22 protein-coding genes are annotated in these 26311 nt (G+C 68.9%); 6 read left to right on the top strand and 16 right to left on the bottom strand.

The features are described 5' to 3' along the window. Positions 1-6 precede the first annotated feature (6 nt). From ACSFBM_RS31210 to ACSFBM_RS31180, 7 genes are all read right to left on the bottom strand, one after another. A complete protein-coding gene (locus ACSFBM_RS31210) occupies positions 7-798 on the bottom strand; it encodes an ABC transporter permease (RefSeq protein WP_435487856.1) in 792 nt (263 codons plus the stop codon). Beyond that, positions 795-1409 (bottom strand): ABC transporter ATP-binding protein, encoded by a 615-nt coding sequence (locus ACSFBM_RS31205; RefSeq protein ID WP_435487855.1) that lies wholly within the window; start codon positions 1407-1409, stop codon positions 795-797. Before ACSFBM_RS31205 ends, ACSFBM_RS31210 begins: the two co-directional genes overlap by 4 nt. Before the next feature lie 84 nt (positions 1410-1493). Beyond that, positions 1494-3977, bottom strand: a complete 2484-nt coding sequence (locus tag ACSFBM_RS31200; protein ID WP_435487854.1) for a PepSY domain-containing protein — start codon at positions 3975-3977, stop codon at positions 1494-1496. Between the two features lie 8 nt (positions 3978-3985). Beyond that, positions 3986-4711, bottom strand: a complete 726-nt coding sequence (locus ACSFBM_RS31195; RefSeq protein ID WP_435487853.1) for a hypothetical protein — start codon at positions 4709-4711, stop codon at positions 3986-3988. A 2-nt stretch (positions 4712-4713) separates the two neighbouring features. Next, positions 4714-7206 carry a TonB-dependent siderophore receptor gene (locus ACSFBM_RS31190; RefSeq protein WP_435487852.1) on the bottom strand — a complete coding sequence of 831 codons (2493 nt, stop codon included), beginning with the start codon at positions 7204-7206 and terminating at the stop codon, positions 4714-4716. A gap of 114 nt (positions 7207-7320) precedes the next feature. After that, positions 7321-8340 carry a FecR domain-containing protein gene (locus tag ACSFBM_RS31185; protein WP_435487851.1) on the bottom strand — a complete coding sequence of 340 codons (1020 nt, stop codon included), beginning with the start codon at positions 8338-8340 and terminating at the stop codon, positions 7321-7323. Positions 8341-8345: 5 nt separating this feature from the next. After that, the gene (locus tag ACSFBM_RS31180) at positions 8346-8852 is read right to left on the bottom strand and encodes a sigma-70 family RNA polymerase sigma factor (protein WP_435487850.1); all 507 of its coding nucleotides are present in this window, start codon (positions 8850-8852) and stop codon (positions 8346-8348) included. A gap of 169 nt (positions 8853-9021) precedes the next feature. Between ACSFBM_RS31180 and ACSFBM_RS31175 the strand changes: the two genes are divergently transcribed. After that, positions 9022-9243, top strand: a complete 222-nt coding sequence (locus ACSFBM_RS31175; RefSeq protein ID WP_435487849.1) for a hypothetical protein — start codon at positions 9022-9024, stop codon at positions 9241-9243. A gap of 19 nt (positions 9244-9262) precedes the next feature. On the opposite strand, the gene ACSFBM_RS31170 is transcribed toward ACSFBM_RS31175, so the two are convergent. Beyond that, a complete protein-coding gene (locus ACSFBM_RS31170; protein ID WP_435487848.1) occupies positions 9263-9703 on the bottom strand; it encodes a hypothetical protein in 441 nt (146 codons plus the stop codon). Between the two features lie 132 nt (positions 9704-9835). On the opposite strand from ACSFBM_RS31170, the gene ACSFBM_RS31165 reads away from it, so the two are divergent. Further along, positions 9836-10765, top strand: a complete 930-nt coding sequence (locus tag ACSFBM_RS31165) for an SMP-30/gluconolactonase/LRE family protein (RefSeq protein ID WP_435487847.1) — start codon at positions 9836-9838, stop codon at positions 10763-10765. A gap of 210 nt (positions 10766-10975) precedes the next feature. Here the strand turns inward: ACSFBM_RS31165 and ACSFBM_RS31160 are convergent, their stop codons facing one another. From ACSFBM_RS31160 to ACSFBM_RS31135, 6 genes are all read right to left on the bottom strand, one after another. Next, positions 10976-11953: a Bug family tripartite tricarboxylate transporter substrate binding protein gene (locus ACSFBM_RS31160; RefSeq protein ID WP_435487846.1), complete on the bottom strand. Its 978-nt coding sequence runs from the start codon at positions 11951-11953 to the stop codon at positions 10976-10978. A gap of 51 nt (positions 11954-12004) precedes the next feature. Continuing rightward, entirely contained in the window at positions 12005-12652 is a 648-nt protein-coding gene (locus tag ACSFBM_RS31155) for a 4-carboxy-4-hydroxy-2-oxoadipate aldolase/oxaloacetate decarboxylase (RefSeq protein ID WP_435487845.1), read from the bottom strand. 76 nt (positions 12653-12728) lie between these two features. Continuing rightward, complete coding sequence (locus ACSFBM_RS31150) at positions 12729-13625, bottom strand: LysR family transcriptional regulator (protein WP_435487844.1); 897 nt, start codon at positions 13623-13625, stop codon at positions 12729-12731. A 37-nt stretch (positions 13626-13662) separates the two neighbouring features. Continuing rightward, positions 13663-14595 carry a dimethyl sulfoxide reductase anchor subunit family protein gene (locus ACSFBM_RS31145; protein WP_435487843.1) on the bottom strand — a complete coding sequence of 311 codons (933 nt, stop codon included), beginning with the start codon at positions 14593-14595 and terminating at the stop codon, positions 13663-13665. A gap of 4 nt (positions 14596-14599) precedes the next feature. Beyond that, entirely contained in the window at positions 14600-15433 is an 834-nt protein-coding gene (locus ACSFBM_RS31140; protein WP_435487842.1) for a 4Fe-4S dicluster domain-containing protein, read from the bottom strand. Next, complete coding sequence (locus ACSFBM_RS31135) at positions 15430-18375, bottom strand: molybdopterin oxidoreductase family protein (protein WP_435487841.1); 2946 nt, start codon at positions 18373-18375, stop codon at positions 15430-15432. The genes ACSFBM_RS31140 and ACSFBM_RS31135 overlap by 4 nt, the downstream gene beginning before the upstream one ends. A gap of 82 nt (positions 18376-18457) precedes the next feature. Between ACSFBM_RS31135 and ACSFBM_RS31130 the strand changes: the two genes are divergently transcribed. Further along, positions 18458-19390 carry a LysR family transcriptional regulator gene (locus ACSFBM_RS31130; protein ID WP_435487840.1) on the top strand — a complete coding sequence of 311 codons (933 nt, stop codon included), beginning with the start codon at positions 18458-18460 and terminating at the stop codon, positions 19388-19390. A gap of 4 nt (positions 19391-19394) precedes the next feature. Here the strand turns inward: ACSFBM_RS31130 and ACSFBM_RS31125 are convergent, their stop codons facing one another. After that, the gene (locus ACSFBM_RS31125) at positions 19395-20597 is read right to left on the bottom strand and encodes an acetate/propionate family kinase (RefSeq protein ID WP_435487839.1); all 1203 of its coding nucleotides are present in this window, start codon (positions 20595-20597) and stop codon (positions 19395-19397) included. Between the two features lie 4 nt (positions 20598-20601). Continuing rightward, positions 20602-22434 (bottom strand): sulfoacetaldehyde acetyltransferase, encoded by a 1833-nt coding sequence (xsc, locus tag ACSFBM_RS31120; RefSeq protein WP_435487838.1) that lies wholly within the window; start codon positions 22432-22434, stop codon positions 20602-20604. Between the two features lie 160 nt (positions 22435-22594). Between xsc and ACSFBM_RS31115 the strand changes: the two genes are divergently transcribed. The 3 genes from ACSFBM_RS31115 to ACSFBM_RS31105 are packed head-to-tail and all read left to right on the top strand — an operon-like array spanning position 22595 to position 26212. Then, a complete protein-coding gene (locus ACSFBM_RS31115; protein ID WP_435487837.1) occupies positions 22595-23443 on the top strand; it encodes an IclR family transcriptional regulator in 849 nt (282 codons plus the stop codon). Between the two features lie 31 nt (positions 23444-23474). Beyond that, a complete protein-coding gene (locus ACSFBM_RS31110) occupies positions 23475-24476 on the top strand; it encodes an AAA family ATPase (protein WP_435487836.1) in 1002 nt (333 codons plus the stop codon). After that, the gene (locus ACSFBM_RS31105) at positions 24473-26212 is read left to right on the top strand and encodes a cobaltochelatase CobT-related protein (protein ID WP_435487835.1); all 1740 of its coding nucleotides are present in this window, start codon (positions 24473-24475) and stop codon (positions 26210-26212) included. The genes ACSFBM_RS31110 and ACSFBM_RS31105 overlap by 4 nt, the downstream gene beginning before the upstream one ends. Positions 26213-26311: the final 99 nt, after the last annotated feature.

The raw sequence follows: 26311 nt of genomic DNA, 5'->3' as shown, positions 1-26311 counted from the left end.
CCAGGCTCAGAGCAGCCGGTCCGAGCGCAGACGCTGGCGATCGTCTGTCATCAACCGCGCGGCCATGTAGACCGCGCCCGCGGCGGCCAGGCCGCCCGCACCGGTCAGCAGGAACAGCAACAGGATCTGATACTTGGCGGCCTCGATCGGGTCCATGCCGGCCAGCAGTTGGCCGGTCATGATGCCCGGCAAGGTGATGATGCCGGCGGCCGACATCTGGTTGACGATCGGGATCATCCCGCGACGGATCGACGAGCGGATCAGTTCCGCCAACGCCTCGTGAATGGTCGCGCCCAGCGCCAGCTGGGCCTCGATGCGCGCCCGCCCCGTGGTCACGCCTTCGAAGAAGCTGTCGAGGCCGAGGCTGGCGGAATTGAGCACGCTGCCCAGCACGATGCCCATCAGCGGAATGGCGTAGCGCGGGTCGTACCAGGGGTGCGGCTGTATGGCCGTCATCAGCGCCAGCACCACGGTCGCCACGCTGGAGACGCCCACCGCCGCCGCGCCGATGGCGAAGTTGCGACCGCCCTGCAGCCGCTGCGAGGGCCGCACCGCAACCTCGCGTGCGGCCGCCAGGATCATCAGGATCACGAGGGTGAGCGTCGCGGCCGGCGAGGCCGCGGCAAAGACGAAGCGCAGCACCAGGCCCACCAGCAGCAGTTGCACCACCATGCGTGCAGCGGCCCACAGCACCTGCCGGTGCAGCCGCAGGTGAAGCAGCAGCGACGCGCCCGCGTTCAGCAACACCAGCAAGGTGGCGAGCATCAGGTCGGTGGCGTGGAGATGGATCGTGTTCATGCGCAACGCAACCGGCCGTCAGCCATGTCGAAGCGGCGGTGCCCGATGCGCCGTGCCTGCTCTGCCGAATGCGTGACCATCAGGATCGCCAGGCCCTGCGCGAGCCGGCGCGACAGCAAGGCCTCTACCGCCAGCGTCGTGGCGGGGTCGAGCGAGGCGGTGGGTTCGTCCAGCAGCAGCACCAGGGGCTTGCGGGCGAGCGACCGGAGCAGCGCCAGCCGCTGGCGTTCGCCGGTGGACAGGCGCGCGATGTCGGCGTCGAGAATGTCGCCCGGCAGCCCGACCTCGCCGAGCCAGCCGGCGAGCGACTCGCGCATGCCGTCGGGGAAATGTTCGGCGACCGTCCCGCCCCACCACGCGGGTTCCGCCGCCTGGTACACCACCCGCCGGCGCCACGCGGGACCGGAGCCGCTGTTGCGGTCCACCCCGTCGAGCAGGACCGTGCCTTCGCCGGGATCGAGGTCGGCCACCAGCCGCAGCAGCACGCTCTTGCCCGAGCCGGACTGGCCCATGATGCAGATGCACTCGCCCCGCTGCGCCTGCAGGTCGACCGGCGGCCGGCCCCGTGTGCTCAGCTTGCGAATGTCGAGAAAAGGCCGCGGTGGGGTCATCGAAGAGGCGCCTGGCGGCTGCGGCGGGATGGGCTGCCGATGCTAACCAACCCGGCCCATCCGCGTGGGCCGGTCCGGTACCTCCTAGTACACGTCCCGGCGGTAGCGGCCCTGCGCGACGAGGTCGTCGAGGGCGTCGCGTCCCAGCATGTCCTCAAGCACGGCATCGACCCCGCCGGCCATGCCGTTCAGGCTGCCGCACACGTACACCACCGCGCCTTCGTCGATCCAGCGGCGCAGCGCGACCGAGGCGTCGCGCAGCAGGTCCTGCACGTAGATGCGCTCGGGCTGGTCGCGCGAGAACGCGAAGTCCGCGCGCTCGATGCGGCCCTGCGCCTGCCATTGCGCCACCTCCTGCGCGAAGAAGGCGTCGTGCGCGCGCTGCCGCTCGCCGAACAGCAGCCAGTTGCGGCCATGCCCGCGCTCCACGCGCGCACGCAGATGCCCCCGCAGGCCCGCATAGCCCGAGCCGTTGCCGATGAAGATGCATGGGCGCTCGTCTGCCACGAGCGCGAAGCCTGGATTGGCCACGAGCCGGAGTTCCACCTCCGCACCCGGCGCCGCATGCGCGGTGAGCCAGCCGGAGACAAGGCCCAACCCCGACGCATGGCGCGCCTGCCGGACCAGCAGCCGCAGGTGCCCCTCGGTCTGCACCGACGCCACCGAGTAGCGCCGCGCTGCGACGGCGGGGCCCGGCCGCAGTTCGACCAGTGCGCCGGGTTGCCAGTTCGGCAGGCCGCCCTGCCCGGCAGCAAGTTCGATCTCGTAGAGCGCAGAGCCCAGGCTGCCCGGGTTGAGCAGGCGGCGCGCGGCCAGCGTCCACACCGCGAAGGGCTCGACGGCGTCGACCCCATCGTCGGCATCGCCCGCATCGCCCGCATCAGCCAGAAGCTCGCCGCCGGCGCCGGTCAACGCCCCCCGCAGCGCACCCAGTTGCCGCCGCCACAGCGCCAGCGCCCCGGCATCGCCGTTGTCCACCTCGACCATCGGAAACAGCGACTGCGCGCCGGCCGACACCAGCGCGTGGTCGAGCGTGTGGCCGAAGCCGCAGAAGCGCTCGTAGTGCCGGTCGCCCAGCGCGAGCAGGCCATAGCGCAGGTGCGACAGCGCCTCGCCACCGACCTGCGCAAGCCGTTGTGCAAAGCGCCGCGCGGCGTCGGGCGGGCCGCCCTCGCCGAAGCTGCTGGCGACGATCAGCAGGCGCTGGTGCTCGCGCAGTTGCGCGGGGTCGAGCCGCGCCATCGATGCCACGGTCACGGGCAGGCCGGCCGCTTCCAGGGCGGCGGCGCTGCGCATCGCGATGCCTTCGGCCGTGCCCGACTGGCTCGCAAAGGCCACGAGCACGCGCTCCGGTGCGGATGCGGATGCGGACGCGGACGCAGTGCCATCGGCCGGTCGCAAGGTCGCCGCGAGCGCGCTCCGCTCGGCGCGCACCACGCGCTTCTTGCGCCGCCGGTCGAGGTACAGCAGCCATCCGGTCACCGAGAACATCGGCAGCATCAAGGCCGCCAGCGTCATCGCGATGCGACCCGGCAGGCCGAAATAGGTGCCCATGTGCAGCGGATAGATCGCTGCCAGGAAGCGCCCGCCCGCCGACTTGGCGTCATGCCGTTCGTCCTGCGCGACGTCGCCGCCGGGCAGCTTCACCGTCATGCGGTTGCGCGCGCGTTCGTGCGCGGGCGCCGCGTCGAGCCAGGTGAACAGCACCGACGGCGCGGCGCCGGAAGGCACGCGCAGGATGACTTCGCTCCAGCCACCGGTCTCTTTCGCGTGCCGATCGAAGGTGGCCCATGCCGGTGCGATGTCCACCGCGGCGGCATCGTCACGCGCCATGTTGCGCACGCGCGGCGCCGTGCGCGCCTGCTGCGCGGCCACGCGCGGGTATCCCGCCCATGCGTCCACGCGATCGCGCAGGCCATCGAAGGCCCAGTACAGCCCGCTGGTGGTGAACACCAGGTACATCAGCAGCGCGCAGGTGCCCATCACCGAATGCAGGCCCCACAGGAACGGGCGCCCCTTGAGCGCGGGGTCGAAGGTGAACCAGGCGCGCCAGTCGCGCACGCGGCGCGGCCAGCGCAGGTACAGGCCGGACAGCGACAGCAGCAGCAGCCCGGCGGCCAGCACGCCGGTGGCCACGCGCCCGGGTTCGCGCGGCAACAGCAGCCAGCGGTGCAGCGCCTCGATCCATTCGAAGAACTCCGCGCCGGCCAGCGGCGGCAGCGCGGTGGCCGTGTAGGGGTCGAGGTAGACGGTTTCGCCGCGCCGCTCGCCCTTCGGCGGCGCGAAGATCACGCGCGCCGCAGCACCGGGCTTTGCGAACAGCGCGAGCGTGCCGACCTGCCTTTCGGGCCACGCCTGCCGCACGGCCGCCAGCAGTTGCGGCGGCGTGAGCGGCTGCACGGCCTGCGCCGGCACATGGCGCCCGTGCGGGTTGAGGGCATCGATGATTTCCTCGCGAAACGACAGCACCGCGCCGCTCAGGCCGATGACGATCAGCACCGTGCCGGCGGTGATGCCGACGAACCAGTGCAGCTGGAACCAGAGCTGGCGCAGCGAGGGAAATTTCATCTGTTGTTTCAGCGGATGCCGGCGGCCCAGTCGACCGCTGCGTCGAACAGCAGCCGCCCGGCGGGCGAGAGGTTGGTGAAGGTGTCGTTGCCGAGGAAGAACATCACCCGGCGCGCCGGCGCGAGCGACTCGCAGTCCATGGTGGCGCCCTTCTCGTAGCCGAAGATCGCCGCCTTCTCGGGTTGGCCGTACAGCGTGGCGATGGTGGTGGCGCCCAGCCCGGGCTTGCCCCAGCTCATGCCGGCCTGCTTGACGTGGACGTTGGTCACACCGGCCGGCAAACCCGCCGCCATCGGATGCGGCGCGTTGACGAGCCACAGGTAGCGTTCTTTCGCAGCCTCGCCGAAGTCGGTGTCGTGCCGCTTGCCGGTCATGGCGAGGTCGTCGAGCAGGTCGTTTTCCCAGGTGAGCAACGGCACGGGCAGCTGGCGCCACGCGGGGTTCACGTCCTTGGCCGCAACGCTGGACGAGATGACGACAAGGTCCGCGCCGGCCGCCACGGTCGGCGCGGCCGACTGGTCCTGCAGCGCCACGGCAAAACCGCGGCTCTCGAGGTGCTGCCTGACCTTCTCGTCGGCCGGCAGGCTCGGTCCGTCGCGCTGCACCAGCATCACCACGAACTTGCGTTCCTGGGCCACCGGCTGCGCGGCATGGACGCTGGCGCCGAGGCCGCACGCCAGCAGGAAGACGGCGAGGCGCCGGTTGATTCTCTCGGCAAGAGACACGGCCTTCATCTTCAGAACTCGAACGTGGTCAGGAACGAAACCTGCCGTGCATCGCCCATGGCAATGAAATAGGTGTTCGCCGCCGACGGGTAGTAGGTCTTGTCGAACAGGTTCTTCACGTTCAACTGGAACTTCACCTTCTTGCCGTACAGGCGCGTGTCGTAGGTGGCGAAGGCGTCGACGGTGGTGTAGCCCGGCAACTCGAAGCTGTTGGCCGAATCGCCCGCGCGCTTGCCCACGTGGTGCGCACCGCCCCCCACGCGCAGCCGGCCTTCACCGCCGAACACCTGGCCGAAGTCGTACACCACCGAGACCGACGCTGTCTGGCGCGCCACGTTCCACAGCCGGTTGCCCGCGTACAACGGGTCTTCCGTGGTCTTGGCATCGATGTAGGCGTAGCTCGCAATCGCGCTCCAGTTCTTGCTCAGCTGGCCCGCCACGTCCACCTCCAGGCCGCGCGAACGGGCCGCGCCCGAGGTGCGCCAGTCGGTCAGCTTGGTCACGTCGTTGAACTGCGAGACCAGCACGTTCTTCTTGTGGATGTCGAACAGCGCCACGGTGCCCGTCATGCCGCCCAGCAGCTCGAGCTTGGCGCCCAGCTCCCACGACTTGGCCTCTTCGGGCTTCACCGACGCATCGAGCACATAGCCGCTGGACAGCGGCGCGATGGTCGAGGCCGGCTTCAGCGACTGGGTGTAGCTGCCGTACAGCGACACCGTGTCGCTCCACTTGTAGATCAGCCCCAGGCGCGGCAGCAGCTTGGAGCCGTCGGTGTCGGTGTTCACCTTGAACGGGCGCCCGCGCCCCGCCAGCTGGGTCCAGGCCTGGTAGCGCAGCGCGGCCACGGCGATCCAGCGGTCGCTCAGGTGAATCGAGTCCTGCAGGAACAGCGACTGGTTGTGCAAGCGGTCGGTCTGGTCGCTGTCGCTGGCAGACACGGTGCTGGACGGGGCCTCGAGCCCGTACACCGGGAAGATGTAGTTGAAGGTGCGCGTGGTCGCCTGGCGCAGCAGGTCGGCGCGGTAGATCTTGCGGTACTCGGCGTCCCAGCCGAACTGCAGGTCGTGGCGCATGCCGGCCGCCTCGAGCGTGCCGTCGACGTATGCCGTGGCGTAGCTGTCGGTGCTCAGCGCCCCGTGCGTGGCGTCGTTGCTGCGCGCGAGCGTGCCGCGCGTGGTGTTGATGCCGTTCACGCGCAGCTGGTTGGCGTCGTAGGTTTCGCGGTTGTAGCTCAGGTTCACATGGCCGGCCCAGCCGCCGCCGAACTGGTGGTCGACCGACAGCTGCGCCAGATGCGTCTCGCCGCTCATTTCGTTGAAGGGCTCGTCCAGGCGCTGCGTTTTTGGCAGCGCGAGCGGGCGCTGGGTGCGCGGGTCGAGCGCGGTGCCGCGGTCGAAGGGTGTCACGTACTTGCGGTACTCGTACCAGAACACGGCCTGCGTGTCGTCGCCGTACCAGGCGAGCGACGGCGCCACCAGCGTCTCGCGGTGCCTGCCGAAGTTGCGCCAGTAGTCCTCGTCCACATGGTCGGCGATCAACCGGTACGCCAGGCCGTTCTCGCCGATGGGACCGGTGGTGTCCAGCGTGGCGCCGCTGCCGTTGCGCCCGCCCGCATAGCCCGAGCCCAGCAGCGACAGCGAGGTGCGCTGGCGCAACTGCGGCTTCTTGCTGACCACGTTGACCACACCGCCCGGGTCCATCAGGCCGTACAGCAGCGACGACGGGCCCTTGAGCACCTCGACGCTCTCGGCCGCCGCGTTCATGCCGCGGCCCTGCACCAGCGGCATGCCGTTGTGCATGATCGAGCCGTCGCGGTTGCCGCCGAAGCCGCGCTTCATGATCGTGTCCTGCGTGCCGGCCAGGGTGTTGCCCTGGTTGATGCCGCTGACGTTGGTGAGCGCGTCGTCGATGTTGCGCGGGCGCTGGTCGCGAACGACCTGTGCCGGCACCACGTTCACCACCTGCGGAATCTCCAGCACCGGCGCGGTCGTGCGCAGGGTCGATGCGTCGGGCGTGGGCTGGTAGCGGTCGTCGGCGTCTGCCGGCACGGGCGCCGCGCGGGCCACCACGCGCACCGCGGGCAGCGTGCCGTCGGCGTCCTCGGCGTCTGCCGCGGAGGCCGCCTGCGCCGCTGCGGCCTTGCGCAGCGTGAACTCGCCCGCGCCACCCTCCACCGCCTCCAGGCCCGTGCCCGACAGCAGCGCTGCGAATCCCGCGCGCACCGTGTAGTTGCCTTGCAGGCCGCCGGACTTCAGGTCCTTCGTGCTCGCGGGGTCGAACGACAGCGCCACACCCGAGGCCGCGGCAAAGCGCCCCAGCACCGACGCCAGCGGTCCGGCATCGATGCGGTAGGCCCTGGTTGCGGCGCTTTGCGCAGGAGCGCCGGCGGCGGGCTCGGCGGCAGCGGCCGCCAGCGGCATCGCAAGGGCGGCCGCCAGCAGGCACAGCGCCTTGCGAACGGGGGTGAGAGACGGGTGCACGGGCATTCGGGCTTCCTTCGGCATGGAGGGCTGTCCATGGCGCTCGCCATGGTTCTTAGGGGTAGGCCGAACGAAACCGGAAAAGATGAAAGAAATGGCGAAGATATTTTTTGAAACGCGGCAAAAGCAGCCCCGCGCTCAGGCCGGCACCAGCGACACCCAGTAGCGCGTCATGCCGCTCGCACGCACCGGAAACGCCCGCGTGAGAACGGCCAGCGCCTTGTCGGTGTCGTCCAGCGGAAACGCTCCCGACACCCGGATGCCGGCCACCGCCGCGTCGCACACCAGCCGTCCGCGCCGGTAGCGCGAGAGTTCGGCCACCACCTCGTCGAGCCGCCAATCGTTCACGACCAGACTGCCCTGCGACCAGTCGGCCGCGCCGGCATCGGCCTGCCCCGGCTCGCCGATGCCGTCGCTGCCGAAGCTCACCTGCTGGCCCGCGCGCAGCCTCACCACTTGCCCGGGCCGTTGCGCGGCGCGAATCTCGACGGCGTCTTCCAGCACCGTGACGGCCGTGCGCTCGCCCTGGGTGCGCACGGTGAAGCGCGTGCCCAGCGCAAGGATGCGGCCCTGCGGCGTTGCCACCATGAAGGGCCGCGCATCCCTGGCGGCGGGCGCTTGCGGCTTGGCCGTCTCGACGAGGATCTCGCCGTCGCGCAGCGTCACGAGCCGATGCGATGCGTCCATGGCCACGTCCGCCGAGGTGCGGGTGTTCAGCATCAGCCGCGATCCGTCTGCCAGCAGCACGGAACGTTGCTCGCCGGTGCCCGTGCGGTAGTCCGCCAGCCACGCGCGCCAGCCGCCCTGCACGCCGCCCATGTCCGCCGCCTGCCAGGAGAGGTACGCGAGCGAGCCGCCCGAGGCCAGCACCGCCAGGCCGCGCAGCACGCGGCGCCGCTCGGGCTGGGCCGCGCGCAAGGTGGGCGCGGCGATGTGCCCGGGCACGCGCCTGAGCGTCGTCTGCATCGACGCCAGCCGCTGCCACGCGCGCTGATGGTCGGGGTGTGCGTGGTGCCAGCGTTGCCAGGCCTCGCGGTCGGCATCGGTCGCCTCGCCCGAGCACAGGCGCGCGTACCAGGCAATCGCATGCCGGCGGACCTCGGCTTCGCGGGGGGCCAGCAGCGCGATGCCGCCGCTGTCCGGGGTGCGTTCGAACACGGGCTTCACGGCGCCAGCAGGTGGCAGTGCTCCAGCGCCTTGAGCATGTAGTTGTTGACCGTGCGCACCGTCACATGGAGCCGCTCGGCGATCTCCTTGTAGGTCAGCCCGTCGAGCTGCGACAGGATGAAAGCCTGGCGGACCGGCGGCTTCATGCCGTCGAGCATCGCGTCGATGGCGGTGAGCGCCTCCAGCACCAGGGCGCGCTCCTCGGGCGACGGCGTCTGCGGCTCCGGCAGCGCGGCCAGCGTCTCGAGATAGGCGCGTTCGAGCGCGCGGCGCCGGTGGAAGTCGACCACCAGGCCGTGCGCGATGGTCGCAAGGTAGGCGCGCGGTTCGGCCGCGGCCACGGGCCCGGTCTTGCTCAGCACACGCACGAAGGTGTCGTGCGCCAAGTCGGCCGCGTGGTGCGAGCAGCCCAATTTCTTGCGCAGCCAGCCGTGCAGCCACCCATGGTGGTTGCTGTAAAGCGATTGCACCTCGTGCTGCAACACGAACTCGGCGGCCGGCATGGGTTCTTCGCACAGCGGAATGCACTGCGCCCTAGATTAATACGAATAGTTCTCAATTGTAGCGAACTCGTTCAACGGCCAGGATGTAGCGCCATGTAATTTCCACGCACGCGCGTTCGACCGTTGCGCCTACAAGCACGTACAGGGCGCCATGGAAGACTCAGCGCCCATGGTGGAAGCACAAAACCTGGATCAGAACGGCCTTGCAGCTCTCGCTGCGGAGTGGCGCAGGCGCGCGTTGCGAGGTGATCACAACGCGCGCGGCATCGCGCACGCGCTGGAGGTCGAACTCAGGCGAATGGCGGGTGCGCCCCCACCGCCGCGGCACGAGCTGGACACCCGCCACCTGGAACTGCGCCAGGCGCGCAACCCTTGGTGGAAGCGCTGGTAGCCCCCCAGGCACCCCGATTTCAGTCGTCCACACCCTCGAGGGAACGTGCGTACAAGGCCGTTTCAGCGGGCGTCATTGCGTCTTCCAGTGACGCAAGTTCGAGCTGCTCGTAGTCGTGCGCGATCCATTCGAACATGTGCGAACGTGGCATGTGCGACAGGTCTTCGCCGTCGCACCAGGGCTGCAGCCGCGCACCCGCGCTGCTCAACAGAAACCGCAGGTACAGCGCCCTCGCCACCCGAACGGCCGCCGCCTTGTCGGGATCGGTTAGCTGGGCCCGGTACGCCGCCAGACGCCGCTCGCAGACTGCCAGGCGCACCTGCGCCTTCACCCGGCCGTGGGTCGCGACATCAACGGCCCGACACCGCGCCTCCTCCATGCGATGAAACTCGCACAGCACCCTTGCATAGGCGTGCTGCTGAAGAAGAAGGAGCGCATGGTCCAGAAAGCTTGATTGCATGGTGGCCCCATCTGACTGTTCTCGAGCAGGAGGCGGGCGTAGGACTTGGCGCAAAAAAAACGCCCGACGAGCCTCACGGCGCGGGCAGCCGGTAGCAAACTGGCCGGCTCAAAGCCCATTCAAGGAGCTCCGATGCGCATCCGTGAACTCGCCACCGGCCTGCAGTTTCCCGAAGGCCCGATTGCCATGGACGACGGCTCGGTGCTGCTGGTGGAGATTGCCCGCGGCACCCTCACCCGCGTGCGCGCCGACGGCCTGGTGCAGGTGGTGGCCGACCTGGGCGGCGGGCCGAACGGCGCGGCCATAGGGCCCGACGGCGCGGTGTACGTGTGCAACAACGGCGGCTTCCAATGGCACACCGAAGCCGACGGCTGCCTGCGCCCCGTCGGCCAGGCCAACGACTATTCGGGCGGCCGCATCGAACGCGTGAACCTCGCCACCGGCCGCGCCGAGCGCCTGTACGACACGGTCGATGGCGGCGCGCTGTGCGGGCCCAACGACATCGTGTTCGACGCGCACGGCGGCTTCTACTTCACCGACCTGGGCAAGACCCGCGAGCGCGACATGGACCGCGGCGGCCTGTTCTACGGCCACGCCGACGGCGGCGCAGCCCACGCCATTGCGCGGCCGGTGATGACGCCCAACGGCATCGCCCTGTCGCCCGACGGGCAGACGCTCTACTACGCGGAGACCGAAGGTGCGCGCGTCTGGGCCTTCGACATCGCCGCGCCGGGCCGCGTGCGAAAGGACGGCTGGCCGTCGCCGCATGGCGGTCGCATGCTCTGCGCCTCGCCGGGCGGCCACTACCAGCGCTTCGATTCGATGGCCGTCGACGCGCTGGGCAACCTCTGCGTGGCCACGCTGCTGCACGGCGGCATCAGCATCGTCGCGCCCGACGGTGGCACCGTCGAGCACGTGCCGCTGCCCGACCGCTACACCACCAACATCTGCTTCGGCGGGCGCGACCGCCGCACGGCGTTCGTCACGCTCTCGGGCAGCGGACGGCTGATTGCCATCGACGACTGGCCCACGCCGGGGCTGGCGCTGAACTACGGGGCCTGAGCCGGCTGCCCTGCTCCCCCATCGCGCTTCCATCGCACGTGAACCGCTGCACGCGCTGGTCGTTGTCGACCTCGCCTGCATAGCGGCCCCTACGGCCTAGCGCGCTCATGACAGCGCAGGTGCTGCACTCGAGCGTGAGCTCGGGCTTCACTGCGTCGCTGGGCGGTCGACGAGCGCCCGGTGCGTCTAGCAGCGCGATGCCTGTGCTCATCAATCCAATGATGCGCCAGTGAGCTTCACAAGACCCGCGTAACGCTCGAGCTCGGACTTCCAGAAGGCGGCGAAGCTTGCGGCGTCGCCAGGTTTCACTTCGGCGCCGATGTCAGCCAGCCGCTTGCTCAGGTCCCCGCTCTTGAAGGCCGTTTGCACCGCCGCGTTGAGCCGCTCGACCACCGCGGGTGGTGTGCCCGCCGGTGCGGCCAGTCCATACCAGGCATTCATGTGCATGCCCTTGATCCCGAGCTCGTCGAAGGTCGGCACGCCCGGCAGCATGGGATGACGCCTGTCCGAGGCAACGGCAATCGCGCGGATCTTTGCGCCCTTGACCTGGCCGTACGCGCCGGTGTCGAGCATGTAGTCAAGCTGGCCTGCCATCACGTCGGTCAACGCCGGCGAACTGCCCTTGTAGGGCACGTGAATGACGTCGATGCCGGCCACCGATTTGAAGAGCTCACCCGCCAGATGCGCCGAATTGCCGACACCGCCCGAACCGAAGGACAGCGAGCCCGGCTTGGCCTTGGCGGCATTGACGATGTCCGCGGGCGTCTTGTAGGGTGAGCCGGCCGCCACCACCATCACGCTCGGTATGACGGCCAGGGATGCGACCGGCGCAAAGTCCTTGATCGGGTCGAAGCCAGTGCGCTTGTAGAGGTAGGGGTTGGCGGAGTTGGTCGAGCTCGTGGCCAACAGCAGCGTGTAGCCATCGTGCGGTTGCCGCACGAACTGCTGCGTGCCGATGTTGCCGCCTGCGCCGGCAATGTTGTCAACGATGACGGGCTGCCCCAGTTGCACACGCAAGGCTTCGGCCACCGACCGGCCCACCGAGTCGGTCGCACCGCCCGCAGGCCACGGAACGATCAGGCGTATGGATTTTTGCGGATAGGCCTGCGCAAAGGCCGGGAGTGCGGATGCAGTGGCTGCCAACGCGGCTGCGCATGCGCAGAGCCTGAGGATGGTTCGCTTGTTCATGGGTTTTGTCTCCTGGGGGTTTCGTTGTTCTGGCCGTGGTGCGCACGCGCCTCAATGCAGGCCGAGGCGATGCAGGGTGTCGGTCAGGCCGAGCAGTTCCGCGGTGGAACTTCCGTTCGCGATCGCGCGGCGGAATCTGGCCTCCTTCTCCTCGCGGGCCATTGCGCTCGCCAGCACGAGGTCGACGGCATCGCGCTCCACCATCACCAAGCCGTCGCGGTCGCCGACGACGATGTCGCCCGGCCGAACCAAGACGTCGCCGATGCACAAGGGCACGTTCAACAGCCCGGGCTGGTGCTTGCCGGTGCCTTTGATCGAAAGCCCTCGGCAGAACACCGGAAAGCCCGTCCGTACGATGGCCTCGGCATCGCGCACCGCTCCGTGGATGACGAGGCCCGCCACGCCGCGCGCCAAGGCCGCTTCCGTCAGCACATCGCCCCACGGGCCGGCCTCCATGAAGCCCTTGGCGTCGACCACCAGCACATCGCCCGGCTTCGCCTTGAGCAGCGCATAGTGCAGCATGAGGTTGTCCGCGGGCCGCATGTCCACCGTGAGGGCCGGGCCCACGAGGCGGCTGGCCGGATCGAGCGGCTTCAGCCCGCTGTCGAACGCGCCGCGCGCACCCTGCGCCTCGTAGACGGTGGCCGTGCCCAACTGGCGCAGGCGCTCAAGGGCCGTGTCGTGTGATTCTTGTCTCATGGGTGCGGATGATCACCCCATGAACTCGTGAACGATATTGCCGTTTTCTGCAGATATCTTCAGCTATTCTGAAGTTCTACGACGCAGGCCGCGCGGATGCCAGGGTCTTGAGCATCGAAGCGACCAGCGGTCCCTCTTCGTCGACGCGCGTCACGGCCACCACCGTGGTGCAGGCCTTGAGTTCGGCCAGCCTGACGAAGGCCACGTCGCTCTGCCCGCGCTGCGCCACCGAGGCGCCCACGACTGCAAAGCCAAGGCCTGCGGCGACGAGTCCGAGCGCGGTGTGGATCTCGATGGCCTCGTGCCCCACGCGCGGCTCGGCACCTGCCTCGCGCAGCCGCGCGATCACCTGCTGTGCGAAGGAGCTTTGCGGGTCCTTGGGGTAGCTGATCAGCGGCAATTTCGACAGCTCGGCCAGGGAGATCCTGCCGCGCTTGACCGACCGGTGATCCGCTGGAACGACGACGGCGAACGGATCTTCGAAAAGCGCCACATGCCGCAGGTCCGCGGGCGGCTCCGGCGGCGCGGCGAAGCGCGACAGGCCGATGTGGATGCGTCCGCTGCGCAGCTGCGCCGGCTGGTGTTCGGACAGCAGTTCGACAAGTTCCAGCTTGACGTCGGGGTGCTTGTGCCGAAAGGCCCGCACCGCGGCCGGCACGATGGAGTTGAGCAGCGAGCGAACGAAGCCGATGCCGAGCCAGCCGCTCTTGCCCGTGGCCACGTCGCGGGTCTCTTCTTCCAGCCTTTGGCCGTTGGCCAGCAATTCCCTGGCCCGAGGCAGGAAGAACAGCCCGAGCGGCGTCAGCGTCATGGGCTTGGCGGTGCGATCGAACAAGGCACCACCGAGGCCTTGCTCCAGTTGAGCGATCTGCATGCTGATGGCGGTGGGCGCGACGAACAAGCGTTCCGCGGCCCGCGCGAGGGTGCCGCTGTCGACCACCTCGCAGAAGTAGCGCAATTGACGGAAGTTCATGGCGGCGCATCGTGCCACGGCTTCGGGGTTTCGAGAGCTAAGACACCACCTGGTAATACAGGTTCTGCGGATGCTTCGCCTGCGCGAAGAAGAACCAGCGCTCGGCCAGCAGGCCCGGCGCCTGAACCGCCACCGCGAGCAACCATGGCACGACGGCCGCGCTCGCCATCGCCCACACCACCAGCAGCGCAGGCACCACGAAGGCCAGCAGCAGGAAGCCGAGCTTCATGTTCTTCAGCGCCACCAGCGACGCACCATGAAAGAACTCGCGCGTGTTGAACGACCCGGCCGACATGCCCATCGACTTCTGCACCAGCTTGTGCGTGCGGATGCCGGTGGCCGATTGCAGCGTCGACTTGTGGCGGATGCCTGCATTGCGCCGCAGCGCCTTGCCGCGCGCCGCCCAGGCCGCCAGCGTGGCGACCAGCGCCCACGGCCCGAACACCTGCACGAAGCGCGCCTCTCCGGCCAGCGCCGCCATCGCACAGGCCAGCATCAGCCCCGACGACAACCCGATCAGCGTGAAGTTGACGACGGTCAGCGGATGCGCCCATTCCTCGATGAAGCGCAGGCAGGCGTAGATCATCGCGGTGCAGTACCAGAGCAGCACAGCGCCGCACAGCACCCCCAGCGGCAGCAGCCACGACCACGGCGCGCCGAAGCCGAAGTGCAGCGACAGCCACCACAGCCCCACCAGCGCAATGAACGCCGGCAGCACGATGACCTCGCGCGACATCCACGAGGTGCGCCACATCAGCACCGCGCGCCATGCGCGTGTCTTGCGGCCCAGGTGCATGAACGATGCGGCCAGGCCCGCCACCAGCAGCACCTCGGCAACACCCAGTGCCAGGCTCAAGAAGCCTGGCGCCAGTTCCAGCCCGAAGAGCGCGGCCAGCGCAAGCGTGAACACCAGCCCCTGCGCCGCGCCTGCCAACGTGGTGAAGAAAAGAATCGAGAACGCGGGATGCATGCGGCTACTCCGGTGCCTGCGCCGGCTGCGTGATGTGCCGCGGCAGGTACTGGTTCGCCGGGTTCGTGTCCCACTCGGGCATCAGCTGGTAGCCGCCGCGCTCGCGGATGGCTTTGGAGACATCGGAGTCCGGGTCTTTCACGTCGCCGAAGATGCGCGCGCCCGTGGGGCAGGCCTTCACGCAGGCGGGCTTGCGGTCTTCCTTGGGCAAGTGCTCGTCGTAGATGCGGTCCACGCACAGGGTGCACTTGGTCATGACCTGGCGTTCTTCGTCGAGCTCGCGCGCGCCGTAGGGGCAGGCCCACGCGCAGTACTTGCAGCCGATGCACTTGTCGTAGTCGACCAGCACGATACCGTCTTCCTTGCGCTTGTAGCTTGCGCCCGTGGGGCACACGGGCACGCACGGCGGGTCTTCGCAGTGCAGGCAGCTCTTGGGGAAGTGGATGGTCTCGGTGGCGGGAAAGGCGCCGGCCTCGTAGGTCTGCACGCGGTTGAAGAAGGTGCCGGTGGGGTTGGCGGCATAGGGGCGCTCGTCGGCCAGCGGGCCGGCGCTGCCGGAGGTGTTCCATTGCTTGCAGGAGGTGACGCAGGCGTGGCAACCGACGCAGACGTTGAGGTCGATGACGAGGGCGAGTTGCTTGGCCAGTGTTTCGCCGGGCTCGGCGCGCACGGTGTTGGCATGACTCCCTCCCCCTCTGGGGGAGGGCTGGGGTGGGGGCACGTCGGCCTTCAATGCAACGAGGCTTCCGGCTCCAACGCCGATGCCCCCACCCCCGCCCTCCCCCAGAGGGGGAGGGCGCGATACCGGGGCCATCAAATCCTTCAACCACTGCATCATTTCTTCCCCCTCCCCGCAAAGTACGTCAACACACTCGCCGCCTTCCCCAGCACCCCCGGCACCGACGGCATGCTCCCCATCTGCGGAAAGCTCTCTTCCGGCTCGCCCGGCTCCGCCGGCCGTATGCGCACCCGCACGTCGTACCACCCGGCCTGCCCGGTGATCGGGTCCGAATTGCTGATGATCCCGCTCGCCGTTCCCGCACAAGGCAGCTCCTCGCTGATCAGGTGGTTCAGCAGGAAGCCCTTGCGCGCCTCGTCCGAGCCGGGTGCGAGCTGCCACGCGCCATCGGCCTTGCCGATCGCGTTCCACGTCCACACCGTGCCCGGCTCCACCGCCTCGCTGTAGCGCAGCATGCAGCGCACCTGGCCCCAGCGGCTTTCCACCCAGCACCAGCCGCCGTCGGCAATGCCTGCGGCCTGCGCGGTCAGCGGGTTCACATGCAGGTAGTTGTGGCTGTGGATCTGCCGCAGCCACGCGTTCTGCGAGTCCCACGAGTGGTACATCGCCATCGGCCTTTGCGTGAGCGCATTGAGCGGATACGCGGCGAGATCGGTCGCGGCTTCTTCCAGCGGCGGATACCAGAACGGCAGCGGATCGAAGTACGTGTCGATGCGCTCGCGCAGCGCATCGGGCGGCTGCCGTCCGGCGCTCTTGCCCTGCGCCGCGAGGCGAAAGCTCTGCAGCGTGTCGGAATACAGCGCCAGCTGCACCGGGTCGTTGCGCTGGCGCCAGCCCTTGTCCTTGGCAAAGTCCAGGTACTCCCGGTTCCAGTTGCGCATGTAGTGCATGGTCTCGGGCATGTGGTACTGGAACACGCAGTTGTTCTGCGCATAGGCTTCCCACTGCCTGGGGTTCGGCGCGCCGCGCAGGTGCTCGGTGCCGTCCTTGCCGCGCCAGCCCATCAGGAAGCCGATGCCCGGCTGCGGCTCGAAGTTGACGACGAAGTCCGGGTAGCCCGTGTACTTGCGCCCGCCCTCGGGCGTGGTGAAGGCCGGAAACTTCAGCCGCGAGGCCAGCTCGATCAACACCTCCTGGAAAGGCTTGCACTCGCCCGTGGGCGGCACCACCGGCACGCGCACCGAATCCACCGGCCCGTCGAACTCCGAGATCGGCCGGTCGAGCATGCCCATCACGTCGTGGCGCTCCAGGTACGTCGTGTCGGGCAGCACCAGGTCGGCAAAGGCCACGGTCTCGCTCTGGAAGGCATCGCACACCACCAGGAAGGGAATCATGTGCTCGCCCTTCTCGTCCTTGCGGTTGAGCATTTCGCGCACGCCCATGGTGTTCATGCTGGAGTTCCAGGCCATGTTGGCCATGAAGATCATCAGCGTGTCGAGGCGGTATGGGTCGCCCTTCGCCGCGTTGGTGATCACGTTGTGCATGAGCCCGTGCGCCGACAGCGGGTGCTCCCACGAAAACGCATGGTCGATGCGGATGGGCGAGCCGTCGGGGTTGATCGCCAGCTCGTCGGGGCTGGCCGGAAAGCCCAGCGGCGCCGCATTGAGCGGCGTGTTCGGCTGGATCATGCCGGGGTCGTTGAAGGCCCGGTAGTTCGGCACGATGTGGCGCGGGTACGGCGCCTTGTGCCGAAAGCCGCCCGGCGCGTCGATGGTGCCGAGCACGCTCATCAGCACCGCGAGCGCACGCACCGTCTGGAAACCGTTGGAGTGCGCCGCAAGCCCGCGCATCGCATGGAACGCCACCGGGCGTGCCTGCGTGCTCGGGTGCTGCTTGCCCCAGGCGTCGGTCCATGGAATGGGCAGCTCGAAGGCCTGCTTGAGCGCTGTCTCGCCCATCTCGCGCGCCAGTTGGCGAATGCGCGCCGCGTCGATGCCGGTGATGGCCTGCGCCCACTCGGGCGTGCAGCTGGCCACGCGTTCGCGCAGCAGCTGGAACGACGGCGCCACGCGCGTGCCGTCGGCCAGCGTGTAGTGGCCTTCCAGCGCGGGGTCGCAGCCGTCTGCAATGCCTTCGGGGTAGGCGTTCTTCACGCTGCCGCTCGCCGTGTCCCACACCAGCTTGTTGTGCGGGTTGCGGCCGTCCCCGGGCGGCCCGCGCTGCGGGTCGGGGTCGAAAGCGAACAGCCCCTGCCGCTCGCAGTCGTCGAGCACCACCAGCTGCGGCGCGTTGGTGAAGCGCTTCAGGAACGCATGGTCGAGCAGGTCGCTCGCAATCAGCTCGTGGAGCAGCGCCATGAAGAGCGCGCCGTCGGTGCCGGGCTTGATCGGAATCCACTCGTCCGCAATCGCCGAGTACCCGGTGCGCACCGGGTTGATCGAGATGAAGCGGCCGCCCGCGCGCTTGAACTTGGCGATGGCGATCTTCATCGGATTGCTGTGGTGGTCTTCGGCCGTGCCGATCATCACGAACAGCTTGGCGCGATCCAGGTCGGGACCGCCGAACTCCCAGAAGCTGCCGCCGATGGTGTAGATCATTCCCGCGGCCATGTTCACCGAGCAGAAGCCGCCGTGCGCCGCATAGTTGGGCGTGCCGAACTGCCGCGCGAACAGGCCCGTGAGCGCCTGCATCTGGTCGCGCCCCGTGAACAGCGCGAACTTCTTCGGGTCGGTCGCGCGAATCCTGCCGAGCCGCTCGGTCAGCATGTCGAAGGCGCGTTCCCAGCTGATGGGCTCGAACTCCCCCGCCCCGCGCTCGCTGCCGGCCTTGCGCAGCAGCGGCTGCGTGATGCGCGCGGGCGACACCTGCTTCATGATGCCCGACGACCCCTTCGCGCAGATCACGCCCTGGTTCAGCGGATGGTCCGGGTTGCCGTCGATGTAGCGAACCTCGGGCCCCTTCTCTCCGTCGCGCAGGTGCACGCGAATGCCGCAGCGGCACGCGCACATGTAGCAGGTGGTGGTCTTGACCGTGGTCTCGGCCGTGGGGGTGGGTGCCGACAGCGGGTCGTGCACCGGCTCGCGAGACAGGAACTTGAACACGGTCGGTCCTTTGTTTTCATGCGTGGCAAAACCGATGGTATGGGCCCGTCATCAATCGGAAAAGCGCAGAATATCTTTCACCATGACCGGAAAAACAGATCAACTTCCCACCCAGAGACTGCGCCTGAACCTGCGCCAGCTCGAGGTGTTCGTGGCCACCGCGCGCGGCGGCAGCACGCGCGCCGCGGCCGACCGCATCGCGCGTTCGCAGTCGGCGGCCAGCAGCGCGCTGGCCGACCTGGAGGTGTCCGTGGGCGTGCTGCTGTTCGACCGCATCGGCCGGCGGCTGGTGCTCAACGAGAACGGCCGCGCCCTGCTGCCCAAGGCCCAGGGGCTGCTCGACCAGGCCGGCGAGGTGCAGGCCCTGTTCAGCGGCGAGCATGCGGCGCCGCTGCGCGTGGCCGCGAGCTTCACCATCGGCGAGTACCTGCTGCCCGAGCGCATGACGCAGTGGACGGCGCTGCATCCGCAGAGCCAGGTGCACCTGCACATCGCCAACACACGCGACGTGATCGAGGCCGTGGCGGGCTTCGACGTCGACGTCGGCTTCATCGAGGGCCCGCAGACGCACCCCGACCTGGTGGTGCGCGCCTGGCGCAGCGACGAACTGGTGATCGTGGCCGCGCCGGGCCACGCGCTGGCAGGCCGCGTGGCCACGCACAAACAGCTGTCGCAAGCGACCTGGGTGCTGCGGGAGCATGGTTCGGGCACGCGGCAGGTGACCGACGCGTGGCTGATCCAGAACCTCGAACAGGTGATCGTGGGCTTCGAGCTCGGAAGCACCGAGGCCATCAAGCGGGTGGTGGCCTCGGGCACCGCCCTGGCCTGCCTGTCGCGCTACACCGTGGCGCAGGCGCTGGAAGACGGGCACCTGGTCGAGCTGCGCACGCGCTTGCCCGCGGGCATGCGCAAGCTGGCCACGGTGATGCACCGCGACAAGCTGCTGGGGGGTGCGACGGCGGACTTTCTTCGCCACTGCGGCGCCAGCGTGCCGCGCGCGGCCACGGCGCGTTGAGCGATCAGCCCGCGCGCAGCACGCGCGCGGTGTGCCGGGCAATCACCGCTTCTTCGTCGGTGCGCAGCACCCATGCGCTGACAGGGCTTTCTGCTGTGGTGAGAAGGGCAGCGGCGCCGTCCTTGGCGGCCGCGTCGACATTCACGCCCAGCCACTCGCAGTCTTCGAGAATGCGCCCCCGCAGCAGCGCGTCGTTCTCGCCGATGCCGCCGGTGAACACGATGGCGTCTACCCCGCGCAACGCGGCCGCGAGGCTGCCCATGTGCTGCACGACCTGCTCGGCGAAATGGTCGATGGCTGCGGCCGCGGCAGGCTTTTCGGACGCATGCAGCGCACGCATGTCGCTGGAAACGCCCGACATGCCGAGCAGCCCCGACTCGCGGAACAGCAGCGTCTCGACCTCGTCGGCCGACATGCCGCGCGAGCGCAGCAGGTACAGCACCACAGCCGCATCGATGTGGCCGCAGCGCGTGCCCATGGTCAGCCCGTCGAGCGGCGAGAACGTCATCGTCGTCGCGACCGAGCGGCCCTGCACCATGCCGCACATCGAGGCGCCGTTGCCCAGGTGCGCGACAATCACGCGCTTTTGCGCCAGCGCAGGCGCGAGGGCGGTGAACTGCGCAACGATCGATTCGTACGACAACCCATGGAAGCCGTAGCGCCGCACGCCCGCGTCATGCAGGGCGCGCGGCAACGCGAAGCGCCGGTTGACCTCGGCCTGCACCGCGTGGAAGGCCGTGTCGAAGCACGCCACCTGCGGCACGCCCTCGAACGCCTTCATCGCCGCACGCACGCCCGCAAGGTTGTGCGGCTGGTGCAGCGGCGCGAGGGGTTCCAACTTGGCGAGTTCGTCGAGCAACGCCGCATCGACGCGCACCGGCGCCACGAAGTCCGTGCCGCCGTGCACGATGCGGTGCCCCACCGCTGCGATGCGCCCGCTGCCGGCCTCGTGCGCATGCCATTCGAGCAAGGCGGCCAGCGCGCCCTGGTGCGAGGCCTGCGCGCCGTCCAGTGCCTCGTCGAGCAGCGGCTGCCCCTGCGCGTCGTGCACGCGCAGCCGCGCCTTCAGGCCCGCGCCCAGGCCGTCGGCCTGGCCCGACCAGCGTGCCGACGGCAACGCGCCGTCGCCGCCCGGGCGCGTCGCATCGAACAATGCGACCTTGATGGACGAGGAGCCCGCGTTCAGCGTCAGCAGCGAATCGGTCATGCGTTCAGACGTAGTCCTTGTACTTGTCGAGGAATCGCACCGGCTTGGACAGCGCGTCGCGGCGGAACGGGTCGCCCAGCTCGCGCGTGCACATGATCTCGATGACGCAGGTCTTGCCTTGGTTCATCTGCATGTCGATGGCCTTCTTCAGCGCCGGGCCCACGTCTTCGAGCCTGTCGACCACGATGCCTTCGGCGCCCATGGCCTTGGCGATGCCCGCGAAGCTCTCGCTTTCGAGCTCGCCGGCCACGAAGCGGCGGTTGTAGAAGTCGACCTGGTTCTTCTTCTCCGCGCCCCACTGGCGGTTGTGGAAGACCACGGCCGTCACCGGAATGTCGTGGCGCACCGCGGTCATGATTTCCGACATGCTCATGCCCCAGGCGCCGTCGCCGGCGTAGGCCACGGCCGGGCGGTCGGGCGCGGCGCACTTGGCGCCGATCATGGTCGGCAGCGAGTAGCCGCAGTTGCCGAAGCTCATCGGCGCGAAGAAGCTGCGCGGCTCCTCGAAGCGCAGGTAGCTGTTGGCAATGGCGTTGATGTTGCCGATGTCGGTGGACACCATCACGCGCGGCGGCATGGCCTTCTCGAGCTCGCGCAGCACCTGGCGCGGGTGCAGGTAGGTGCCGCCGGTGGGCGTCTTCTCGCCCTTGGCTTCCTCGATGGCGTCCAGGCTGTACTGGTCCCGCTCATGGGTCCACTCGTCGAGTTCTTTTTCCCAGGCGGCCTTCTCGATCTTGATCGTCGCGGCGCGCTCGGCCTTGGTGGCGTCGCAGGCCAGCGTCTTGCCCTGCAGGCGCTTGAGCAGCTCCTTGGCGGTGGCCTTGGCGTCGCCGTGAATGCCCACGGTGATCTTCTTCACCAGCCCGAGGTTGGTGTGGTCGGCCTCGACCTGGATGATCTTTGCGTCCTTGGGCCAGTAGTCCATGCCGTGCTGCGGCAGCGTGCCGAAGGGGCCCATGCGCGAGCCGAGCGCCAGCACCACGTCGGCCTGCGCGATCAGCTTCATCGCGGCCTTGGAGCCCTGGTAGCCCAGCGGGCCGGCCGCCAGCGGATGGCTCGCGGGGAACGAGTCGTTGCGCAGGTAGCCGTTGGCCACCGGGGCGCCCAGGCGCTCGGCCAGGGCCTTGCACTCTTCCACGGCGTCGCCCATCACGACACCACCGCCCGAAAGAATCACCGGGAACCTGGCCGAGGCCAGCAGTTCGACGGCCGCGTTCAGGCTGTTCTCCCCGCCCGCGCCGCGCTCCACGCGCATCGGCTTCGGGATCTCGGTGGTGAGCTCGCCGTAGAAGTAGTCGCGCGGAATGTTGAGCTGCGTCGGGCCCATCTCGGAGATGGCGCGGTCGAAGCAGCGCGCCGTGTACTCGGCCATGCGCTTGGGGTTGTTCACATGGCCCTGGTACTTGGTGAACTCCTGGAACATCGGCAGCTGGTTGGCCTCCTGGAAGCCGCCCAGGCCCATGCCCATGGTGCCGGTCTCGGGGGTGATCATCACGACCGGGCTGTGCGCCCAGTAGGCCGCCGCGACGGCCGTCACGCAGTTGCTGATGCCGGGGCCGTTCTGCCCGATCACCACGCCGTGGCGGCCCGACACGCGTGCATAGCCGTCTGCCATGTGCGCGCCGCCCTGCTCGTGCACCACCGGCACGAGCCGGATGCCGGCGGGCGCAAAGATGTCCATCGCGTCCATGAAGGCCGAGCCCATGATGCCGAAGATGTCGGTCACGCCGTTGGCGACCATGGTCTCGACGAAGGCCTCGGAGGGGGTCATCTTCTGCACGCCGGTGACGGCTTCGCGCGAGGCTCGAACGGGGGCGGCGGGTTGCTTCTGGCTCATGGAAGTCGTCTCCTGGTGGAATGGGGCGGTCGGGTTGAAACTTGAAAGTCGGAACTGCTTGTTCCGAAATTCGTTTCGGCGGAATATAGGACGCCACCGGCGTCCCGTCAAACAATTTACAAAATTCGATACGCCACGTCTCTTTTTTTGTAAAAAGAATATGATCCGCGCCATGAAGATCGTCAAAGCGCTCCCGTCGGAGACCGTCGATGCCGCCGAACCCGCCGGCCTGGACGGCGACTCGCCCACCATGCGCCTGTTCGCGCTGCTCGAAGTCATGGCCGCCAAGGACCAGCGCCATTCGCTGCAGGGCCTGGTCGAGCAGACCGGCCTGCCCAAGCCCACGCTGCACCGCATGCTGCAGCAGCTCGAAGGCGCGGGCCTGCTGCAGCGCGAAGGCGACGGCCGCCACTACGGCATCGGCACGCGGCTGCGGCGGCTGGCCGAGAACCTGCTGCTCAACGACAGCCTGCACGGTGCGCGCCATACGGTGCTGCGTCAACTGGTGGAAGAAATCGGCGAAAGCTGCAACCTCACGGCGCTGTCGGGCAGCGAGGTGGTGTACCTCGACCGCGTGGAGACCGCCGCGCCGCTGCGCTTCTACCTGCACCCGGGCTCGCGCGTGCCGGTGCACTGCTCGGCCAGCGGCAAGGTCTTTCTCTCGCAGATGGGCGCGGCGCAGCGCCGCCGCCTGCTCCACAGCGCACCGCTGGAAGCCTGCACGCCCCGCACCCTGACCGACCCCGGCGCGCTCGAAAAGGAAGTGCAGCGCGTGCGTAAGGACGGCTACGCCATCGACCATGAAGAGTTCCTGCCCGGCCTGCTGTGCATCGCCACGCGGGTGCCGTCCGGCGACGACGCGCCCTCCAACCTGTGCATTGCCGTGCAGGCGCCGGTGATGCGGCTCGACGCCGCCAAGGCGAAGGCGCTGCTGCCCGCACTGCAACGCGCAGCGCTCGCGCTCAGCCGCATCGGCACCGATGCGGCCGCCGAGCGCGCGCAGGCCTGACCTCTTCCACAGAATCCACAGAAAGCCCCCCGTGACCGATACCGCAGACCTCCGACCGGACCGAATGCTCAGCGTGCGCGAGGTGTTCGGCATCGACACCGACCTGCAGGTGCCCGCCTTCAGCCATCGCGAAGGACTCGACGGCCTTGAAGACCACGTGCCCGAGGTCGACGCGGTCTACCGCTTCAACCCCGACGTGACGCTCGCCATCCTCGCGGGCTTCACGCGCGACCGGCGCGTGATGGTGCAGGGGCTCCACGGCACCGGCAAGTCGACGCACATCGAACAGGTGGCCGCGCGGCTGAACTGGCCCTGCGTGCGCCTGAACCTCGACGGCCACATCAGCCGGCTCGACCTCGTCGGCAAGGACGCGGTGGTGCTGCGCGACGGCCAGCAGGTCACGCAGTTCCAGGAGGGCATCGTGCCCTGGGCGCTGCAGCGGCCCGTGGCGCTGATCTTCGACGAGTACGACGCGGGCCGGCCCGACGTGATGTTCGTCATCCAGCGCATCCTGGAGCGCGACGGCAAGTTCACGTTGATGGACCAGAACAGGGTGCTGCGCCCGCACGCCTTCTTTCGCCTGTTCGCCACGGCCAACACGGTGGGCCTGGGCAACCTGAACGGGCTTTACCACGGCGCGCAGCGCCTGAACCATGCGCAGATCGACCGCTGGAACATCATCGCCTCGCTCAACTACCTGCCGGCCGCCGAAGAGATCGCGATCGTGCAGGCGCGCGTGCCGTCTTTGGCCGGCGAGGCCGGCACCCGGCTGGTCGCCTCGATGGTCGCGGTGGCCGACCTCACCCGCAAGGGCTTCGCTGCGGGCGACCTGTCGACGCTGATGTCGCCGCGCACCGTCATCACCTGGGCCGAGAACGTCGAGATCTTCAAGGACCCGGCGCTGGCGTTTCGCCTGTCTTTCGTCAACAAGTGCGACGACGCCGAACGGCCGCTGGTCGCCGAGTATTTCCAGCGCTGCTTCGACCGCGAACTGCAGGAGTCGCACCAGCTGTCGGCGGGCGCGCGCGAATGAGCCAAGCGCCTGCATCGGCCAGCGCGATGCAGCGCAAGGTGCGGCAGGAAGAGCTGGTGGCCGAGCTGTGCGCGGGCGTGGTGCGCGCCTTCAGCGGCGAGCGCGACCTGCACTTTCGCGGACGGCGGCTGCATCGCGGACGCGTGGCGTTCCCGTGGTTCGCGCCGCACCTGCATCCGTCGCCGGACACCGACGACTTCGCATCGTTCCGTGGCGTGGCCGACGGCTTGGCGCTGCGGCTCACAGAATCGAACGCGGCGCTGCACGACAGCCTGCGGCCCGAAGAGCCCGTCGAACGCATGCTGTTCGAGATGCTCGAGCAGTTCCGCGCCGAGGCGATGGCGCCCGAGGTCATGGCCGGCATGCGCCGCAACCTGCGCCACCGGCATGAACAGTGGTCGCTGGCCTTCCATCACTCGGGGCTGACCGACACCGCGCGCGGCCTGTTGCTCTACGCCGTGGCACAGATCTGCCGCGCCCGCGTCAGCGGCCAGCAGGTGGTGGAGCAAACCGAAGACATGCTCGAAGCCACCCGCTTCGCGCTTGCGCCGCTAATCGGCCATGCGCTGGCAGGCCTTCGCCGCGACCGCACCGACCAGGCCGCGTATGCGGTGCACGCGTTGGCCATCGCACGCACCGTCGCCGCGATGCTGCACGAGGCCGGCGAAGAAAGCGCAGCCGCGCGCGACCCGCATGTGGACGACAAGCGCAGCGTGTTCAGCCTGGTCACGGACATGGACCGGGAGATCATCGAGCGCTTCACCACCGCGGAGTCGGGCCGCAGCGCGGTGCTCGACGAGGCGGGCGGCAGCTACCGCGTGTTCACCAATGCCTACGACCGTGAACAGGACGCCGCCACGCTCGCGCGCAAGGACGTGCTGGCAGAGCACCGCGACAAGCTAGACCGCCGCATTGCCGCGCAGGGCGTGAACATCGCCCGCCTCGCGCGCGAGCTGCGCGCCCTGCTGGCCGAGCCCGAGCGCGACGGCTGGAGCGGCGGGCAGGAAGAAGGCCTGATCGACGGACGCCGGCTCGCACAACTGGTCGCCTCGCCCACCGAGCGCCGCCTGTTCCGCACGGAGCGCATGGAGCCGGTGGCCGATTGCATGGTCACCTTTCTCATCGACTGCTCGGGCTCGATGAAGGAGCACGCCGAGTCGGTGGCGATGATGGTCGACGTGTTCGCGCGCGCACTCGAACAGGCCGGCGTGACCAGCGAGGTGCTGGGCTTCACCACCGGCGCGTGGAACGGCGGACGCCCGCAACGCGAGTGGGTGCGCGCGGGCCGCCCGCCCCACCCCGGGCGCCTGAACGAACGCAGCCACCTCGTCTTCAAGGCTGCGGCCACGCCCTGGCGCCGCGCACGCCCGGCCATGGCCGCCTTGCTCAAGCCCGACCTGTTCCGCGAAGGCATCGACGGCGAGGCGCTCGACTGGGCCTGCACGCGGCTGCGCGCGCGCAGCGAGGCGCGCAAGCTGCTGCTGGTCATTTCAGACGGCTCCCCGATGGACAGCGCCACCCACCTGGCCAACGACGCGCACTACCTGGACCATCACCTGCGCGACGTGGTGGCGCGCCAGGAGCAGCGCGGCGACATCGCCATTGCCGGCATCGGCGTGGGCCTCGACCTGAGCCCGTACTACAGCCGCAGCCATGTGCTCGACCTCGCGGCCTCCAGCGGCAACACGATCTTTCGCGAAGTGATCGACCTCATGGCCGGGCGCCACCGGCGCTGAAGCGTTTGGCACTGCATCCAGGTCCCTGGTTGACAAAGCGCCACTGACATTCCTACAGTGCGTTTCAAATCCAAGAACGCCGTTCCAATATTTGGAACA

The sequence above is a fragment of the Variovorax pasteuri genome, assembly GCF_051216435.1.
Lineage (GTDB): Bacteria > Pseudomonadota > Gammaproteobacteria > Burkholderiales > Burkholderiaceae_C > Variovorax.
This window is presented reverse-complemented; position numbering and strand designations above follow the sequence as displayed.

What these genes read in the sequence shown, in the direction of transcription:
- ACSFBM_RS31160 (WP_435487846.1), bottom strand. Translation starts at nt 11,953, where the DNA reads ATGAACAAGCGAACCATCCTCAGGCTCTGCGCATGCGCAGCCGCGTTG.
- ACSFBM_RS31125 (WP_435487839.1), bottom strand. Translation starts at nt 20,597, where the DNA reads ATGACCGATTCGCTGCTGACGCTGAACGCGGGCTCCTCGTCCATCAAG.
- ACSFBM_RS31170 (WP_435487848.1), bottom strand. Translation starts at nt 9,703, where the DNA reads ATGCAATCAAGCTTTCTGGACCATGCGCTCCTTCTTCTTCAGCAGCAC.
- ACSFBM_RS31145 (WP_435487843.1), bottom strand. Translation starts at nt 14,595, where the DNA reads ATGCATCCCGCGTTCTCGATTCTTTTCTTCACCACGTTGGCAGGCGCG.
- ACSFBM_RS31140 (WP_435487842.1), bottom strand. Translation starts at nt 15,433, where the DNA reads ATGATGCAGTGGTTGAAGGATTTGATGGCCCCGGTATCGCGCCCTCCC.
- ACSFBM_RS31130 (WP_435487840.1), top strand. Translation starts at nt 18,458, where the DNA reads ATGACCGGAAAAACAGATCAACTTCCCACCCAGAGACTGCGCCTGAAC.
- xsc (WP_435487838.1), bottom strand. Translation starts at nt 22,434, where the DNA reads ATGAGCCAGAAGCAACCCGCCGCCCCCGTTCGAGCCTCGCGCGAAGCC.
- ACSFBM_RS31155 (WP_435487845.1), bottom strand. Translation starts at nt 12,652, where the DNA reads ATGAGACAAGAATCACACGACACGGCCCTTGAGCGCCTGCGCCAGTTG.
- ACSFBM_RS31150 (WP_435487844.1), bottom strand. Translation starts at nt 13,625, where the DNA reads ATGAACTTCCGTCAATTGCGCTACTTCTGCGAGGTGGTCGACAGCGGC.
- ACSFBM_RS31115 (WP_435487837.1), top strand. Translation starts at nt 22,595, where the DNA reads ATGATCCGCGCCATGAAGATCGTCAAAGCGCTCCCGTCGGAGACCGTC.
- ACSFBM_RS31190 (WP_435487852.1), bottom strand. Translation starts at nt 7,206, where the DNA reads ATGCCGAAGGAAGCCCGAATGCCCGTGCACCCGTCTCTCACCCCCGTT.
- ACSFBM_RS31205 (WP_435487855.1), bottom strand. Translation starts at nt 1,409, where the DNA reads ATGACCCCACCGCGGCCTTTTCTCGACATTCGCAAGCTGAGCACACGG.
- ACSFBM_RS31210 (WP_435487856.1), bottom strand. Translation starts at nt 798, where the DNA reads ATGAACACGATCCATCTCCACGCCACCGACCTGATGCTCGCCACCTTG.
- ACSFBM_RS31165 (WP_435487847.1), top strand. Translation starts at nt 9,836, where the DNA reads ATGCGCATCCGTGAACTCGCCACCGGCCTGCAGTTTCCCGAAGGCCCG.
- ACSFBM_RS31180 (WP_435487850.1), bottom strand. Translation starts at nt 8,852, where the DNA reads ATGCCGGCCGCCGAGTTCGTGTTGCAGCACGAGGTGCAATCGCTTTAC.
- ACSFBM_RS31200 (WP_435487854.1), bottom strand. Translation starts at nt 3,977, where the DNA reads ATGAAATTTCCCTCGCTGCGCCAGCTCTGGTTCCAGCTGCACTGGTTC.
- ACSFBM_RS31195 (WP_435487853.1), bottom strand. Translation starts at nt 4,711, where the DNA reads ATGAAGGCCGTGTCTCTTGCCGAGAGAATCAACCGGCGCCTCGCCGTC.
- ACSFBM_RS31175 (WP_435487849.1), top strand. Translation starts at nt 9,022, where the DNA reads ATGGTGGAAGCACAAAACCTGGATCAGAACGGCCTTGCAGCTCTCGCT.
- ACSFBM_RS31105 (WP_435487835.1), top strand. Translation starts at nt 24,473, where the DNA reads ATGAGCCAAGCGCCTGCATCGGCCAGCGCGATGCAGCGCAAGGTGCGG.